The organism is Paenibacillus sp. Soil787 (genome assembly GCF_001429545.1).
Lineage (GTDB): Bacteria > Bacillota > Bacilli > Paenibacillales > NBRC-103111 > Paenibacillus_E.
Map to the genome: position 1 here is coordinate 759,574 of NZ_LMSP01000001.1, position 18,236 is coordinate 777,809.

An 18,236-nucleotide genomic window follows, 5' to 3' on the forward strand; every position below is an offset into this window, starting at 1 on the left:
TTATTCATGCTATGATACTAAAGAAAAACCGTCAATCATCCTGACGGTCCTTTTTATGTTTAATACGAATCTGCAATTTTGTATTCATCTCCTCTTTTCGATGCAGTTTTATCCAAACAATTTGCCTTACTTATGGTAAGGTTCCCCACGATTTATCCGCATCACACGATAAAACCTGCTCCACCTGCACCATCCGTATCAGCTGGTGCAGCAGCGTCATGCTTTACTCCATTGGATAAAATACAATCAAATCGAGCTCATTCATCTTGTTTGCCCGCTTCCATTGGAGTTAATCCAACAGAATGCTCCAAAACCAGCTCTTCAGAGCCATATCCACAGATTCTACTGTATAAATCCAATGGAACTAACCCCAACCGCCGATGTCATGAGACATCATTGGATATAATCCAATCAAATCCCTCAAGTTCAGGTATTCCGACCTTTCTCCTAACTCAAATAAATAAGGGGTAAGCTTCGCTTACCCCAAAACCCAAAACATATAAATTCTTATATTTCGATTCGCAAGCTCCATCCTTACTTGCTAGATTGGTTATTTGAAACTTTAACAGTCGCTGTATTGGTCGTTTTATTTCCTGCAAAATCAATAGCTGTATAGGTGACGGTGTATATTCGTCCTTTGTCCTTTCCCTTATTTTTATCGTTATGGTTATCTTTGTTGTTATCATTGTCAGATTGTTCAGCACGAAGCATAAATTCAGTATCCAATGTACCGAATTGTGCGCCTTGGATGTCGTTTGTCTTATCTCCATCACCTAACCCATTATCAGGCTCGTTGCTTGTGATGGATGTAAGAACAATAGATGAGATTCCAGAAAGGCTATCATTGGTGTATACACTTGCTGTCACAGTAATCAATTGATGATTTGGCGGCCACAAAGTTGTTTTATCCAAAACCAAATTCAATGAAGGTGCCGTTTTGTCAATTTGCACGACTGCCGTATGTGGTGACTCCGTATTGCCTACCTTGTCAACGCTCCAATACGAGATCGTATGATTGCCCTCGACCGTGATGGCAACGGAGGTGCCTTGTTGCTCTGCACCGCCATCCACGGTGTAGTAGGTGCCGGCTACGCCGGAGCCGCTGTCGCTAGCCGTGAACGTTACTGTAACGTCTTTGTTCGACCAGCCTGCGGGAGCATTGTCGGACGTTGTCGGCGCCGTTTTGTCGATGCTAATTCCGTTCACTGTAACGGAAGCAGTATTCCCTGCACTATCCGCCGCGTCTCCCTTCACCCTTTGGTTCGCGCCCTCGGTAGAGATGGTGCTATCCTGCGCGCAGCTAGCAGTACCGGACAAGGCATCCGTACAGGTAAAATGAACCGTCACATCACTGGGGTACCAACCACTCGCGTTTGCGCTAGTCGTCGGAGCGCCTGTGATGGTTGGGGAGGTTTTATCCAACTGTACAACCGCCGTATGGGGGGATTCGGCGTTGCCTATCTTGTCAACGCTCCAATACGAGATCATATGATTGCCCTCGGCCGTGATGGTAACGGAGGTGCCTTGTTGCTCTGCACCGCCATCCACGGTGTAGTAGGTGCCGGCTACGCCGGAGCCGCTGTCACTAGCCGTGAGCGTTACCGTAACGTCTTTGTTCACCCAGCCTGCAGGAGCGTCATCGCTAGTCGTTGGCGGTATTACAGGTAAAACCGTGACCTGAGCCGTGGCAATCCTTCCGCCATCCACCGTAGTCGCCGTAATCGCAGCAGTTCCGCTGCCGATCGCGGTCACATTTCCCGTGTTGCCCACGATGGCGACCGATTCATTGCTGCTTGACCACAGGACGGTCTTGTTCCCTGCAAGGTCGGGGACAACGGTCGCCTTCAGCCCAGCTGTCTGCCCGGGTTTTAATGCGAGAGCCTGCTGATCCAGCGTCACGTTAGTCACTTCACTTACTGCAGGTGCAACTTCTACCGGTAGCGTCCCAGTGATTCTCGCCAACTCTTCCGCTGTGATCGGAAGCACCGTTCCATGCCTCGGCGCCGGCGTTGGGAGGCTGTATCCGCTAGAAGCCGGTGTCCATATGCCTGATGCCAGATCAGTGGTATAGAAAGGCTTGTAACCCCCGCCGGAGAAGTAATCGATGAACAGATACCATTTATTTTCTCCGTTGGCTTTGAACACCAGTGGTCCTTCTCCAGCAGGGATGCTCCCTTTCCCGATCCCTTCTTTAATCATAGTGAAGTTGCCGAAAATGGCGTTACCTGATTCCTCGAAAACCATCTTTCCGTTAGGCGCAGTGGTAGCGTTGAAATCACGCTCATCCTTGGTAAATCTGTAAATCTTCCCGTTATTTTCAATCATCGTTGTATCAATGACCGAATAACCGGGATTGTAATACTCTTGGGCTTCCGTAAAGGTATAAAAATCCCGCGTCTTCGCATACATCATTCGTTCGTTCGGACTGCCCGACTTTGATGCATCACTATAGATCTTCGATGCCCAGAATACCACATATTCTCCAGTCGTTTTGTCATAAAACGCTTCCGGTGCCCAAGTATTTCCTGCCAAATCGGAAGATACCTTAACCAGCCTTTGGTTGGACCAGTGGATCAGGTCCGAAGATTCCCAGATCAACAATGAAGTGCTGCCCGTTGTTTGTGCCCGAGTCCAATCCCCATTGCTATAGATATTAAGATCCGTTGCGATCATGTAAAACTTATCGCCGTCCGGGGACCTCACAATAGAGGGGTCTCTAACCCCTTTTTCACCCAGATGAGACGTAAATACAGGTTTGCCATTGTTCAAATTGTTCCAGTTCAGTGGATTATTCCCATTACTCGATGCCATGTAGAGCTGTTCGCCATCTTTCGTGCCTTCACCGATAAAGTAGGCAAACAGATAGCCTGCATAGTCCGGCTTCGCCGGCAACTCCTTGATATGAGCAAGAAACGCCTTGGTTAGAACTTCGTCATTCAACCGGAGTGTTGCCGTCAGCTTGATTTCCACATCACCGCTGCCCGATACGGGACGTTTCACCTCACCGGTCGGTGTAACAACCGCAGCATCCTCTGAGTGCCATGAAATCAAGGAGCCGTAGTCACCTTGTACAGGCAATGTCAGATTACCGCGGACATCGTCGATGTTATGCACCGTCAGCTTCTCAGCATCGTGTTTTAATTTCTCAGCATCTGCAAGCTGCTTCATGACGGTTACAGTAAAGGTTTTGGTTGCTGTCGCCTGACCATTACTGAGCGTCGCCGTCAGCGTTACCGTTGCGTTACCGGAGACCGCTGCAGGACGTGTTACCGCTCCCGTCTGGCTATTGACCACAGCTTCATTGCTCGAAGTCCAGGTGATGGCACTTCCATACAAACCTCTGGACGGGAGCGTCAAGTTGTCTTGTACAGCGCTGGTATCCCCGAGGGTCAGATCCATCTGATCTGTAATAAACATATCGCCCAACTTGCTTCCATAGATCACCTGAATTTCCGATGCATTCAATGCCCTGCTATATAGGCGGAAGTCGCTAACGTTGCCTTTAAAATAGGGGTCGCCATAATTAGGCCACGGCTTGCCAATAAAGTTGGCATTGGTCGGTTCCAGACTGCTCGGCTTTTTAGAAATCTCATTGGTTTGTACGGCAACTCCGTCCACATACAAGGTGGCTGTTCCTGTCACGGAAGAATAGGTCACTGCAACCTGCCTCCAGGAGTTGACAGGAATTGAACTGCTGGCTACACCACTCTCTCCGCTCCAGTTCGTAGGCGTGATGGCGTATCTGAACTTGCCGCTCAGAGTCGGCGCGAAGTAGATATATCCATTAGTCGTATTGCTGAATGTCGCCAGCCATTGCGGCGCCGTTGCCGTTGCATCCATCTTCATGAAGGCCGATATCGTTAAATCGTCAACCCCTTGGAGAAGGTTATTTGGCATTTGTACATAGGCGCCATTGTAACCGCCACTTAATTGAAGGGAGCTGCCTCCAATTCCTTGTCCCCAGGTAGCTCCGTTTTTGAGTACCCCGTCATTCCCATTCCCCGATGAGTCTATTGCAGAAGTACCACTGGTTTCATCCAGTTTGTACCAAAGCAACATTTCATTCTGTACCGTTACAGTAACTGGGTATGTCTCTCCTTTGTAAGTAACCGTAATAACTGCAGTTCCTTTATGGAGCCCCATCACCCTTCCCGAACCGTCAACTTTGGCAACATTCGAATCCGAGGATTCATACGTGGCTAAACCCGTAACATCTTCCACGGATCCGTTCGGATGGGTTACAGTAACTTTCGTCTCGTGTGCTTGGTTGAAAAATAGCACATAGGAGCGGGAATCCAGCCCGACCACATCTCCTGCTTTCAAAACGGTTACCGTAATGGTTTTGGTGTCCGTCGCAGACCCTTTACTGATACTTGCAGTTAAATGAACTGTCGTATCTGCGTCCAATGGCCTGGTCACCTTGCCATCAACGGTTATAATATCCGTACGATCGGAACTCCATGTTATATTCACCCCGGCTGCATAGGTAATCGGGAGCGTCAAGTTGCTGACCACAGCCGTAGTATCACCGAGATTCAACCCATCTTTAACCGCCTGAACAGCCTCGCTATCGGTCAGAGACTCCATCCAGACATGCTTGATTTCATCGGCAGATAAAGCGCGGTTATATAATCGAAAATCAGAGATCTGCCCTTTCAAGTAGTGATCTGCGGGATAAGCAGGCTTGCCGATATAGTTGGCTATAGTCGCCTCCATATCCTTGGGAGACAGCGTTACGTTTGATTTTTCAGCGATCTTGTTCCCATCCTCATAGAAGGCCATAGTGGTGCCGGATAAGGTCACAGCCACATTCTTCCACACGCCCTTGGCAATGGATGAACCCTTCGATACGTTCTGTTCCGCAGACCATCTGTCATTCGTGATGCTGACACGGGAACTGCCGCTTCCATCGGTCAGCATACCAAAATATTTCGTACCGGGAGCCGAAGCAGGGTCATCTGCTGAACCAAACGTAAAGATCCAGTAAGGATTGCTGACGGTTGGATCGATAAACACATTCGTTGCCACTGTGACATCCGTTATATCAGACAGAATCCCATTTGGCAGCTGTACGAAGCCGCCTACTCCATTCAGCGTGACAGCACCACTGCCATTATTCGCTGTTCCCCATGATGCGCCTTCACTCAGTGTTCCGGTATGGCCGTTTCCAGTAGAATCACCCACCGTAGTCCCACTGCCCTCATTGAATTTGTACCATAGCTTCGGACCTGTGTTGACTGGTGGTGGAAGCGGCTTCACATAACGTACGGAAATCCAGCCTACAGCAGGCTTGTCGGAGCCTGCCTTAACCAGTTTTACCTCAAGCTGGTCCGTGTCCACGTCCACAGTAAATTCCTTGATCTCCCGCTTGTCGCCAACCACATAATTTTGAAGTTTGAGGTCGTTTTGAATAGAGATGTCCATCAATCGGGATGATGAGTCCCAAGGATCGTCAAAACCCATTTGTACGGTATAAGTTCCGTGGGGAACTTCAAATTTATAAGCGATTCCCTTCCCATTGTCATTTCCGTCATATTGGCGAATTGACAGGTATGGATCTGTTTCATCGCTCTTGGCCCACGTTTTCCCGTCATCCGCAACATATCCCCAGCTTTTTCCGGAGATAGGGTCAACTCCAAAAATCTGATCGGGAACCGATTGTTTCACGCCGAGTGTAACCCCGTTTTGAACGGCCGTCGCTCCCGCATCAACAAAATAATAAAGATTAGGGTCCGCAGGGCCCACAGGAGTCGATGTTTTCACATCAGATAGGGGGCTGGACAAGTCCCCTCTAACCGTAGCTAACGCGAAATAATACGGTGTGCCATTTGTCAGGTTCTGGGCGGTATAATGATTGACATTTCCCGACACAGAAACATGATGCGTAAGGCTTCCTTGATCTGTGCCATAAGCAAGGTCATAAGTGGCATTAAGGGTCTCGTCAAAATACAGGGTAACCTTGGAATCCCCTTCAACTACGCGTTTGATAACCGGTTGAACGGGAATGCCGTTATCATGCTGAACCGTGAGCCAACTGATAAGCGGCTTACTGTTGCCTTGCTTCGTAATCTTTACGTCAAGCTCTCCATCCGTAACTGAAATACCCACTACCCGTTTCACGTCTTGACCTGATCCGGTCAAATAGTTGGTAAGAACTTTTTGTCCTTCTACTTCAAGATCCATCACCCGGTCGGAACTATCCCAAGGATCATCGAAACCCAGATCCAGATTATACATACCGTTAGGCACTTCAAACCGATAGCTAAGGCCTTTGCCGTTTGTACTGCCATCGTACTGGCGAATGCTATTCCAGCGATCTTCATTTTGATTTGCCCAAGTTTGAGAATCATCGGCGTCATAGCCCCACTTGTATCCTGTCACAGGATCTTCCTGATAGGCTTGATCTTCCACGCCGTTTCGGACACCAAATTCCTCGCCTGCTTCCAATTTAACAGGGCTCGAATCTCCGGCATCTACATAATAAAGCAAATCCTTCTCTACCTTGATCCAACTTAGCATAGGCTTAGGGCCGGCCTTCTTGATAACCTTCACTTCAAGCTGACCATTCGACACAGGGATGGAGTCAAACTGCTTTGCTTCCTGGCTATTGCCAATCACATAATCCGTTAACTTCGTTGTCCCGTTAATGGTCAAATCCATCTTGCGGTTACTATCATGCCAAGGATCGAAGAATCCGACCGTAACCCGATATGTCCCATTAGGAAGATTGAATTTATAGGCAAGACCTTTATTCAAGTCGTTCCCGTCATATTGCCGAATGGTCTCGAAATTGCCGCTCGCGTCTGTTCGGGCCCAAGTGGCATCACCATCAGCTGCATAGCCCCACATATTCCCAGTAACCGGATCCACCCCGTAGGCTTGATCCTCCACTCCGTTCAGGGCCCCAAATGACTCTCCATCTTCTAAAGTCCCCGGACTTCCGTCACCAGCATCCACATAATAAAGCAGCTGCGGTTCCTGGATATCGCGGGGTACACCCGATTTTACACTTGATTCGGTCTGTATGCTGCCATTCGTGGCCACAACCTTAAAATAATAAACTTGATTATTGCTAAGTCCGGTTACTGCAGCATTTCCTCCACTTACGGCCAATGTATTCTGCAAGTTATCGGATGTTGTGCCGTATTGTACCGTATAGGCGGTTGCCCCATCGACTTCCGCGTACTTCAGGTCAATCCGATGGTTGCCGATATGAACGGTATATATCTCCGGAGCTTTCATTAAGCCATCCGCCCGGGTAACCTTTAAATAGCTAAACTGCGCATTACTCCAACTATGCAGTCCCACCATACCGCTGCTGTAAGTGGAATCCAGCACATCAAAGATCAGCTCGCCATCCGAATATGCCTGAATATGCGGACCATCCAAAACGATTTTTAACTGGTACAGCTGGTTCAGCTTAGCCGAGAAGGCCTTCGGTTTGGTCAAATTCGTACCATTCTTCCGCAAGAACAGAGCATCGTTCTCAAATACGAAAGAATAAGCATGATTATAATCCGTGCCGCGGAATACAATTCCCCAATCGGCGCCTAACTCCGAATGTTTGGCCGTAACAGAGATAGTTCCGTCAATTATATTGACATTTTTGATGGAAAGCTCTCCTTGGTTATCTCCTCCGGATTGATGCTTCAGCAAACCATTTTCTATATTCCATACACTGACGTCCGGATTGTAGGAACTCATGGAAGAATTCTGGAAATCATCTTCCCACGTAATGGCTTCGGCTTGAGGCGTTGCTTGAATGTTCGCTGTTGGTTGACCGACTCCACCTACACCAACAGAAGAGACTCGGAAGGAATAACTTTGTCCGTTGGTCAGATGATCAACAGTTGCAGAATTCGTAGGGAGCTCTAAGATGGTTGGCTCCCCATTCTCCGTCGTCATCTCCAAAGAATAGCGGGTGACGCCTTGCACCTCGGGGAATTCAAGTTGAACTTTGCCGTCGCCTGGAATGGTGATCAGCTTGCTTGGCGGTTGTACAGTAGGCATTACTGTCATCTCGGGGGACAAGGTGCTGGATTCCGCCCCGTCCTGAGCTTGGATCACCAAGTAATAGGAACTTCCGTTGGTTAATCCTGTCAGGGAGCCTTTATATAATCCATCTTGGCCTGCGATCTCTACAGTACCGATGTATGTACCGCTGGCGGTCCCCCACTTTGCCAGATAATGCGGAACATGAGGATCGCCGGAGAACCCGATTTCGACCCCTCCATCGACGGGATTAGCGGAAACCTGTTGTGGCGGACTCAGCTTCGGCGTCACGGATACCGTATCCGAAGGTGAACTGTCACCGTTCCGGTTCACTGCTATTGCCTGCAAATAATAGGCAGATTGATTCTCTAGCCCAAGAAGCGTGTAGTTTGTACCCGTCACAGGACCTGCAGTCATATTCATATTGTCCGGGGATGTACCGTAGACGATCTTATAGCTTTCAGCTCCTGCAACCTCGTGTATCTTGATTTCTGCTGCTTTATTCAAGGACTTGACGGAGTCAATACCCGGTTTCTCCGGTGCCTGGTCAGTCGACACATAGCTGCCGTCCAATGTCACAATGGACCTCGCGGGAATGGTGTACTGAAAAGTCCCGTCTGCATCGGCCGTTACCATGTCATGCTGAGCCAAACTTTCATTTGCGTTCGTCACATACGGCGTAAGATGATAGACTTTTTTTCCGTCCGGCAAAGAGTTAAGTTGAACGGTAACCGGTTTATCCTCATTGGTATAGTTCACATAGACGGAAGTCAATTTATGATTGCTCTCATGCAAATATGCCGACCCCATCAGCCCCTTGGGATCATTCTCCGCCAATCCGCTCATGGCTATCCGCTTAGCGCCTGGACGAATAAATTTACTATAGTTCCCGAGCGCCCATAACATTTTGGACGTATAGATGGATTGCTCGTCTCCCGGCATACCATAATCCGTATAGATTAGACCATCTTTATAATCTCCTTTGGATACAGCCGTCCACCATTGCCAAGCGGATGCATTCGCAACAGACAGATCATAATGAATCGTACGCGCTATCAAAAGTGCAGGATCTATACCCAAATCCCTTCCATTCCCCTGCATTTCCCCGACATCGCCCAGAATGCAATATTCACTCATCCAGTAGGAGGAACCCGGCAAGGTGCTTTGAATATTCTCCCACAGCAGCTTCCGCAATTCCCCCAAGCGGTCCCCATTCCGGTCCGAAACTGTATCCGACCAATAAGAATGTGAAGCGATCTTGTTACTTATTTTCGAAGCTATTTCCGGGTTGCCTAGAAGGTCCTTTATATATTCCCGGTACTTGCCTACATTTAATTTATTGCTTCCTCCCTGATATTGCAGTTTGTTATCGTTAGGATTTTGAGAGGTGGCCATAAATTGCGCATATTTGGCATCGTCAAGCAGGGACAGGATTTCTACGCCATCCGGAGCACTAATTTTGGTCATTAAATTCTTATTCTGGAGCTCTGCATAGAGACTATTAATGACATTAATGATATCCGTGTTGTTATAGCGGTTCGCCTCTTGACCGGCTCCATTCCAATCCCAAGTAGGTTCGTTTATGGGGCTAACATAATTAAAATGAATGCCTGATTTATCGAAATGATCCATAACATCCGCCAAAAACCCGGCGAACTTGCCCTCATACCCCGATTTAAGATTGGTAGAACCTACGGAAGCATCCGGCTGGGCATGTCCGTTCTTGGTCATCCATACTGGCGGGCTGTTCACAAATCCAATAAGATCTTTAACACCTCTATCATTTGCTGCTTTCAAAAACCATTGCTGGCCCGCCTGCTTCGACCAATCATAAGCACTATTCTCATCTTTCTTAAAACTTTCCGCCCTTCTCCAAGGGATCGTAATAATACCTTCATCCGTATCGCTGGAACCAGCTCCAATGTTAAACCGCCAACCTGATAAGCCGATCCCCTTGTCCTGTGAAAACAATAAATCGGCAATCTTCTCTTTATTGCTTTCAGACCATTCCTTTCCAATCGGATCCATAGACCACGCGTCTGAAGCGCCAAAGTTATCAATAGTTTGAAAAGTTGAGCTTGCATTGATGTTCACTAAAGTCCTGTTAACATCTGCAGCATGCGTTGCTGTCGATGCAATAGGGCTTACCGCTACCAGAACGGAAGTGATCATTGCCAGGGTTCGTTTTAACATCTTTATCCTCCTTCAAATCCATTTATCGCTTCGTTATGAAACCCATTTCATAGGCAGTTGATTTCTGATCATTAGCCAATAAGGATAGTATAGAAATAAATGAAATCGCTTACATTAAAGGAAACATCAAAATCTATAACAAAACTTTGCTTTTTGTAAACTTCGCCCATATAAAAAAGCCGTGAATATTATCTCACAGCTTTTTTCCTTCAATAATTCACTGATTTCTTATACATTTCACAAATTAGACGATCCTTGTATGAGGGGATTAACTAGTTAACAAATTTACAATCACTGTAGTTCCTTGATGAGGCTTACTACGAACCTCAATCGATCCTTTTTGAGCCTCTACAATCCATTTACATAAAGACAGTCCCAGTCCTGTTCCTCCTTGACTTCTTGTTCGGGAATCGTCCACACGATAAAATCGTTGAAAAATAACGGGCAAATGCTCTAGGAGAAGCAGGCTTCAGGTCATTCTTGGTGTGCCCAACCAGCCGCGTTGGCTCCTTTCTTCGACTTATATTTGCCTCATCACGGGCATGGAAAACGAAATATATCAATGATAATACCAATTGGAATTCGAATCGTTATAAATAATCTGTCAATACCGCTAAAAATCCGTATGCGTATTGAGTTTAGCCCAACACTTAATAAACAACCTGTGAAAGTGTTAAATAGTGTTCGAACAACAACAACTCTTCCAATCAAACCAGGGGAAATATTTTTTATCCTTTTTTGTGTTTTCAAAGGTACTCTTCGAGTTGTAGTTAAATGGAATTCTTTAGACATTCATCTCTCTCCTTTGTTCATTTGATGAATTACCTTTTTCATTTCTTTTTAAACAAAAGAATCGAGTTCTTAATCCAGACAAGATTATTCCAGATTAAAGCCTTTCTTCTTATTGACAAACTGGTTCCATTGGTCGAGGCAGGATCTCACATATCCAACTATTTTTGTGATGTTGACTCACAAAAACAGTCTATGGTTAAACTCTATAGTTGCACACGGCACTTACCTAGGTTCAATCAATAGCTAAACTTTCACTAATTCCTCCGCCATCAATTTTCTCAATAGAACAACAAAATCCCTTAACCAATTGGTCAAGGGATTTAATCATCACGAAACTTTTCTCCCCTTCAGGGGTACTCGCTCTGTTAGAATAAGGAGTTAGCTCAAATTAGGATCTAGTCGATCTCTTAGCGTCTCCCCTAGTTGGTGGAAAGCCATGACTATAATTATTATCATTGCCCCAGGATACATCATCACGACCGGGTTTTAGTGCGAAATTGATGTTATGAATAAGGGGAAGCGTTCCCTGCCCCGTATTTACTGTTACTTGCAGGTTCTCCACCTGTAGAATATTACCTTTTTCTTCAACCAATGGTCTCATCCCTTTTTTAATCCGTCTCTCTTAACGCCTAATCGTTCAGATAGAGCTTCCCCCACTACATTGAAGGAAACTACGACGAGGAGAATCATGATTCCTGGATACAGCATTAATTCGGGATTGCTTCGTATATACGCTTTTCCTTCATGAATCTACTTCCCTACACCTTATACGCCTGCATAGCCTTCCGCAGCTCCCGCCACGATGGACGTTTGCCGTACATCAACACGCCAGTGCGATAGATCTTAGCAGCAAGCCAAGCCATAGCACCGATTGATGCCAATTGAATGGCGATGGATAGCCATATTTGCCAAATAGATGGACTACTCATCCCTATGCGCAGGAACATGATAAGCGGTGAAAAGAACGGTACGAACGACATCGTAACAACGAATTCGGCATTTGGGTTATTCAGTCCGAACATGGCAATCATGAAGGCTGCCACAATGAGCATGGTGACTGGCATAATAGCCTGACCCACATCTTCCGTTCGGCTAACAAGCGAACCTACAGCTGCAAAAACAGTTGCATAGATGAAGAACCCTAACAGATAGAAGATTAAGAAATATACGATAAGTGACATTTGTAAATCGGACCAATTAAGGTGCAGCTCCGTAATTAGTTTGCTGCTGCCAGATAGATTTAAATTGATGACAATTACGGCAATCAACAGAGCTACTTGCGTTAAAGCGAGCAGACAGATCCCGATGATTTTGCCAAACATCTGCTTGAGCGGCGATACACTAGTGATAAGCAGCTCCATCACACGAGAGCTTTTTTCCGATGTAATTTCCATCGCAACCATGTTGCCAAAGCCGATTACCCCCATGTAAAGCATGAATAGCATGACATATACAAGCGCATAGGACATCACCATTTGTGATTCCGTTTTACCAGATAAAGCCTTGTCATTGATTGAGATTTGCACAGTCTCTAAGAAAACCGGAGCTTGAATATTGGCCTTTTGTTCGGCTGCGAGACCTGCTCCTTGTAGGGCTGCGTCTGTTTTAATAAGCTGAAGAGCGGTCTGAAGCTTGCCTTTTAACGAAAATTCCATCGTGCCTTCGGATTTGTACACCATTTTCGGAAAACCAGCTGTAACGACATCTGTAAATTCCAAATATCCCTTGATCTTCTCATCAGCGATCTGCTGCTTACCTAAGGCTTCATTCGCTGCCGTACTACCTGCATCACGAAGTGGAATAATCACAATATCCGGATTCGGCTGATTATTATAAAATGCCGCGAGCTTACCAGCAAGCTCCGTTTGTTTGCCCTCGAAGACACCAATCTTCGTCGCTTCATGGGAAGAAAGTTTATCAATGAGTGCAGGCAAATGAATCATAATGGATAATAGCAAAATCAGAATCACACTCATCACACGAAACGATTTGGACCGAAAACGAGTCATGAAAGTGAATTGAATAACGGTCATGATTCTATTCATGGGCGCTCCCCACCTTCTGGATAAAGATTTCATTTAGCGTTGGTTCCATCAACTGAAACCGATATACGTTGGACTGCCCCATGGCATGTTTGAGAATATGCTGTGCCGCCGCCGCGTCACGAATACGTACTTCATACCCAGTCAGATGCTTTTCAACCGCAGTAACGCCTGGAAGCTTCTCCAAATCTTCAATCGGATTCTCGGTCTCCAGTATGATTCTCTCTTTGGGAAACGTTGCTTTAATATCCTTCAAGCTGCCTTGCACAAGCGTATTGGAACGATGCAGAATGCAAATATGCTCGCACAGCTCCTCCACATGATCCATACGATGACTGGAAAAAAGTATCGTTTTTCCTTTGTCGCGTAAGCTTTTCACAGTTGTTTTCAGCAGTTCCACATTCACAGGGTCAAGTCCACTAAAAGCTTCATCCAGAATGAGTATTTCCGGGTTATGTATGACTGCAGCGATGAATTGGATCTTCTGCTGGTTTCCCTTGGAGAGCTCCTCTACCTTCTTGTTGTAGTATTCGGGGACGTCAAATCGCTCCAACCACAGCTTCAAATTTGCTTCCGCTTGTTTACGGGAAAGACCACGCAGCTCTCCTAAATAGATGATCTGATCGCAAACTTTGACCTTCGGATACAAACCTCGTTCTTCTGGCAAATAGCCCATCAGCTGTCTCAGCTCTTCCCGATAGCCTTGCCCCTTCCACTTTATGCTTCCATGATCCGGGTAGATAAGACCTAATACCATCCGCATCGTCGTTGTCTTCCCAGCTCCATTAGCCCCAAGCAACCCATATATCTCGCCCTGCTTTACACGAAGTTGGATGTCATTCACTGCCGTTTTTTCCCCGTATTGCTTCGTTACATGATCAACGATCAAAGGATATGTCACCTTTTAACCACCTTCCTTAGATAACGTGATAATTTGCACATGAATTAGTTTACCACAATATTTGGAAAAAACGGGATATAAAAAAAGCCGAATGTTGTGAGCATAACTCACACATTCAGCTTCTCTTTACAAGCCAAAAATCGCATCAATCACTGGCTTCGTTGTCCCACCTGGATACATCAAATACAGCAAAACATACACCAAGACGCCCGTAGGCGCCGTAAGCAGCCATACAATCGCCGCGACTCGTCCGATTTTTTTATGTTTTAGAAATTTGTTTTTGTAAGCAAACCATAATGTGATTAACCCAAGCACTCCACCCACCGTTGCCAGCGTAATATGGAAGAACAAGAATAAGTGATACGGCAGCTTCAGACTCTCAGGCCCGCCAAATGCCGTATTTCCTTCAAACAAGGTACGGGACATGTAAATGATGAAAAACGCCAGTGCGAAGATTGCTCCAAGAACCATCAGCTTTTGATGCGTTTCCCGATTTCCTCTTACAATATGATACCAGCCGAAACCAACAAATATGGCACTGATAACGATAAACATCGTAGAAATAGTTGGTAAAATGTGCATCTCCATAAATCCTTTCTAAGCGCGATTCCAATTCCCGCCTTGGTTATTCAAGCTCTCTTGTGTCTCAACAAGCTCCATATCGTCATCTTCCTTACGCTCTCTACGGTACCATCTGAAGAAAATATAGGCAAGTGTAGCTCCATATACCATTTCTTGGATGATTTTCATAATAACGCCTCCAAGTTGTTGATCATCGAGCGGAGACAAATGAGCAAAAGGCACAGTAACGTTCGAATACATCTCATAAATGACCGAATCAGCAAATATGATAAGCGCACAGGCAGGTGTCAACAACATACCATTGCCGAAAATATACGCCAATTTCTTCAGGTCATTCAAGCGATTGAGCTCCGGAAGTGGACAAAATACAGGGAACCACATCATGAACGCAGTGATCAGAAGCACCGTATGATAACTTACAAGTAACACATCATTCTTCATCAAACCGTCCATAATAAAAGGCATGTGATAGATGGAGAATAACATATTGAACAAAAACAGCGCGATCAGCGGACGTGTGAAAAATGAAAATGTGCCGCGGAATACACGATTTTGCATAAAGAGACGGAGCACCCAAGCAGGCGTACCTAACCATATAAATATAGGAACAATTAAATAAACAATCGTTTGCTGCAGCATATGCGCACTGAACAAATAATGATGACCGATGTAGTTAATCGGACTCCCTTGTCCTATGTAGAACAGGGCGAGCCCTGTATAGAAACATAGCTTCTGCTTAACCGAAACTGGCTCGGCATCTGCGAAATTCCCATTCCCCTTAGCGACAAATCGACTATAGACATATCCGACAACGACGACCACCAACAGTGTAACAGGATTCCACAAATCGAAAAATCCACCAATTTGGCTCATAGCTAATCTCTATCTCCTTTCTGCTAAAAAAAGAGGAGGCACTTTGTCTAGACAAAGTTGCCTCTTCCTGATGGCTTACCACCACATCCAATATACGGCTGTAACAACACCAGTCAGAGCTACGAAAGCTCCTGCCCCGATAAATATTAGCGGGAATAAGTGTCCTCTTTCTTTGGCATGCATCCAGAACAGAAGCTGGATCAAAGCTTGCACAAGTGCCAAAGTAACGATAAAGATTAAAATAAAGGAACGATCCAAGTCTCCGTAAAGAACGACAGCGAAAGCCAACATCGTGAGAAGAATCGAGATAATGTAAGACAAGTAATGGTTCAATGGTGATTCATGCTTAACTCGTTTGCTAGGTGCGTGTGTATCATGAGAATTGCTGCTCATCTTAGTGACCCACCTTCCCCATCAGGTAAACGACTGTGAAGATAAATACCCAGACTAAGTCAATAAAGTGCCAATACAAGGCTGCTACATAAAACTTAGGTGCTGTAACAACCGTAAGACCTTTTTTGAGTCCTTGCAAAACCAACAGCGTAATCCAGCAAACACCGAATGCTACGTGAGCTCCATGGAACCCGACTAAAGTATAGAACGAAGTAGAGAAAGCACTTGTTGTGAACTTGTGACCTTCGTGCACATAAGCAACAAACTCAGTAATTTCAAGCCCTAAGAAGGTAAGGCCGAACAAAACAGTAACAACAAGCCATCCAAGCAATTGACCAAGCTTTTGTCTATGCATCGCAATAATCGCGAATACACTAGTCAAACTCGATGTTAAGAGGATAAAAGTGGACCAGCCCACTGTTTTAAGATCGAAAAGTTCTTCCGCTGTAGGACCATCTGGAACCGAGTTGCGAAGCGCAATGTAGGTTGCGAATAAACAACCGAACAATACAACCTCGGCACCAAGGAATAACCAAAATCCGAGGACTTTATTTTTCCCTTCGAGGGTAGCCGTTTCCGGATTTGCAGGCAGTGCGCCCGTATGATGAGTACTCATGCCTTTACCCCCTTGTCATCTTCAAGCTCTTCCGGTTCAATATGCCAACCATGATCGTCATATACGGAACGCAAGAACATTGCAATAAATGTAACAATGATACCCGCGGCAGCTACATAGTAGTTTCGGTACATAAAACCAAATCCTGCAATGAACAAACCAGCGGACATAACAAGCGGCAATATAGATGCGGAAGGCATATGAATCGAACCAACTGGTTCTGCCGGAGTCATCTCTTTATTACCCGCCATTTTTTCTTTCCAGAATGCATCTAATCCGCGAACAAGCGGTGTTTGTTTAAAATTATACTCAGGTGCAGGTGAAGGAATCGTCCACTCCAATGTACGTCCATCCCATGGATCTGAAGGGGCCGTAACTGGTTTTCTTTGTGTTGTAATAATGTTGATCAGGAATACCAATGTACCGATACCCATCAAGAACGCGCCTACCGTTGATACGAAGTTACCCACTTCGAGTTCATGTCCAGGTTGGTACGTAAAGACACGACGCGGCATTCCCATGAGTCCCAAGAAATGCTGAGGGAAGAATGTTAAATGGAAGCCGATGAAGAACAACCAGAAATGCAGTTTGCCCATTCCTTCGTTCAGCATACGTCCGAACATTTTTGGCCACCAGTAGTAAAGACCCGCGAACAAGCCAAGCACTAGACCACCAACGATAACATAGTGAAAGTGTGCAACAACGAAATACGTATCATGATACTGGAAGTCTGCTGCTGGTATCGCAAGCATAACCCCTGTCGTTCCACCCATTACGAATGTTGGGATAAAGGCTGTTGCGAAAATATTCGCTGTTGTGAAGCGAATTTGTCCGCCCCAAAGTGTGAATAACCAGTTAAAGATCTTTACGCCAGTTGGAACTGCAATCGCCATAGTAGCAATCGCGAAGATGGAATTGGCTACAGGACCTAAACCTGCTGTAAACATATGGTGAACCCAAACCATGAAGCCTAGGAAACCAATCAAAACTGTTGCAAATACCATGGAGCTGTATCCGAAAAGACGTTTTTTCGAGAAAGTCGAAACGATCTCAGAAATAATACCGAAAGCTGGAAGAATCAAAATGTAAACTTCGGGATGCCCAAAAATCCAAAATAAATGCTCCCATAGTACATTGTTACCGCCTCTGGCTGCATCAAAGAATGCACCTCCGAAGATACGGTCAAACATAAGCTCAACAAGGGCAACCGTAATCGCTGGGAATGCAAGTACGATCAAACCAGAAGTAACGAAAGCAGACCATGTGAACATCGGCATACGCATATACGTAAGACCTGGTGCACGCATGTTAATAATCGTAACGAGGAAGTTAATCCCCCCGATTAAAGTACCGATTCCTGCAATTTGTAACCCTAGTACGTAGAAATCAGTACCTTGCAGGTTGTTTTGAAGTGTTTGTCCCCAACCGGTGTCCGTTATCGAGGATAATGGAGCATACCCCGTCCAACCGGCATCAGGTGCACCACCCAAGAACCAACTCGTGTTCATTAATACGCCACCTGCGATGAACAACCAGAGACCAAGTGCGTTAACGAAAGGGAACGCAACGTCCCTTGCACCAATTTGTAGAGGAACGATGGCATTCATGAATGCGAAGATGACCGGCATAGCCGCAAAGAAAATCATCGTTGTTCCGTGCATCGTAGTTAATTGGTTAAATGAATCGCCGATAAAAATGTGTTGATCGGGATAAGCGAGTTGAATCCGAATCAAGAGAGCTTCAAGTCCTCCTACGAGGAAGAAGAAGCCGCCCGCTATTAAGTACAGGATACCGATTTTCTTATGATCGACTGTTGTAAGCCAATCCATCAGACCGGTATGTTTTTTTACTG

At 45.8% G+C, this 18,236-nt stretch carries 10 protein-coding genes; all 10 read right to left on the reverse strand.

The window, feature by feature from the left end:
* Positions 1-534: 534 nt before the first annotated feature.
* Positions 535-10,185, reverse strand: coding sequence for a glycoside hydrolase (locus tag ASG93_RS03010; RefSeq protein WP_056828670.1), 9,651 nt, complete (start codon positions 10,183-10,185; stop codon positions 535-537).
* Positions 10,186-10,453: 268 nt separating this feature from the next.
* Complete coding sequence (locus ASG93_RS33780) at positions 10,454-10,633, reverse strand: ATP-binding protein (protein WP_414858834.1); 180 nt, start codon at positions 10,631-10,633, stop codon at positions 10,454-10,456.
* Positions 10,634-10,719: 86 nt separating this feature from the next.
* Positions 10,720-10,977 carry a hypothetical protein gene (locus ASG93_RS34775; RefSeq protein WP_156410770.1) on the reverse strand — a complete coding sequence of 86 codons (258 nt, stop codon included), beginning with the start codon at positions 10,975-10,977 and terminating at the stop codon, positions 10,720-10,722.
* A gap of 758 nt (positions 10,978-11,735) precedes the next feature.
* On the reverse strand, positions 11,736-13,022 hold the full coding sequence (locus ASG93_RS03020) for an ABC transporter permease (protein WP_056828673.1): 1,287 nt from the start codon (positions 13,020-13,022) through the stop codon (positions 11,736-11,738).
* Positions 13,015-13,920: an ABC transporter ATP-binding protein gene (locus ASG93_RS03025; RefSeq protein ID WP_056828676.1), complete on the reverse strand. Its 906-nt coding sequence runs from the start codon at positions 13,918-13,920 to the stop codon at positions 13,015-13,017. The genes ASG93_RS03020 and ASG93_RS03025 overlap by 8 nt, the downstream gene beginning before the upstream one ends.
* 126 nt (positions 13,921-14,046) lie before the next feature.
* On the reverse strand, positions 14,047-14,508 hold the full coding sequence (locus ASG93_RS03030) for a DUF420 domain-containing protein (RefSeq protein ID WP_047687104.1): 462 nt from the start codon (positions 14,506-14,508) through the stop codon (positions 14,047-14,049).
* A gap of 9 nt (positions 14,509-14,517) precedes the next feature.
* Positions 14,518-15,375 (reverse strand): cytochrome c oxidase assembly protein, encoded by an 858-nt coding sequence (locus ASG93_RS03035; protein WP_056828678.1) that lies wholly within the window; start codon positions 15,373-15,375, stop codon positions 14,518-14,520.
* 75 nt (positions 15,376-15,450) lie between these two features.
* On the reverse strand, positions 15,451-15,768 hold the full coding sequence (locus ASG93_RS03040) for a cytochrome C oxidase subunit IV family protein (protein ID WP_056828681.1): 318 nt from the start codon (positions 15,766-15,768) through the stop codon (positions 15,451-15,453).
* 1 nt (position 15,769) lies between these two features.
* Positions 15,770-16,384 (reverse strand): cytochrome (ubi)quinol oxidase subunit III, encoded by a 615-nt coding sequence (locus tag ASG93_RS03045; protein ID WP_056828684.1) that lies wholly within the window; start codon positions 16,382-16,384, stop codon positions 15,770-15,772.
* A complete protein-coding gene (gene ctaD, locus ASG93_RS03050) occupies positions 16,381-18,213 on the reverse strand; it encodes a cytochrome c oxidase subunit I (protein WP_200984447.1) in 1,833 nt (610 codons plus the stop codon). Before ctaD ends, ASG93_RS03045 begins: the two co-directional genes overlap by 4 nt.
* Positions 18,214-18,236 lie beyond the last annotated feature (23 nt).

What these genes read in the sequence shown, in the direction of transcription:
- ctaD (WP_200984447.1), bottom strand. Translation starts at nt 18,213, where the DNA reads ATGGATTGGCTTACAACAGTCGATCATAAGAAAATCGGTATCCTGTAC.
- ASG93_RS03040 (WP_056828681.1), bottom strand. Translation starts at nt 15,768, where the DNA reads ATGAGCAGCAATTCTCATGATACACACGCACCTAGCAAACGAGTTAAG.
- ASG93_RS03030 (WP_047687104.1), bottom strand. Translation starts at nt 14,508, where the DNA reads ATGGAGATGCACATTTTACCAACTATTTCTACGATGTTTATCGTTATC.
- ASG93_RS03010 (WP_056828670.1), bottom strand. Translation starts at nt 10,185, where the DNA reads ATGTTAAAACGAACCCTGGCAATGATCACTTCCGTTCTGGTAGCGGTA.
- ASG93_RS03035 (WP_056828678.1), bottom strand. Translation starts at nt 15,375, where the DNA reads ATGAGCCAAATTGGTGGATTTTTCGATTTGTGGAATCCTGTTACACTG.
- ASG93_RS03020 (WP_056828673.1), bottom strand. Translation starts at nt 13,022, where the DNA reads ATGAATAGAATCATGACCGTTATTCAATTCACTTTCATGACTCGTTTT.
- ASG93_RS34775 (WP_156410770.1), bottom strand. Translation starts at nt 10,977, where the DNA reads ATGTCTAAAGAATTCCATTTAACTACAACTCGAAGAGTACCTTTGAAA.
- ASG93_RS03045 (WP_056828684.1), bottom strand. Translation starts at nt 16,384, where the DNA reads ATGAGTACTCATCATACGGGCGCACTGCCTGCAAATCCGGAAACGGCT.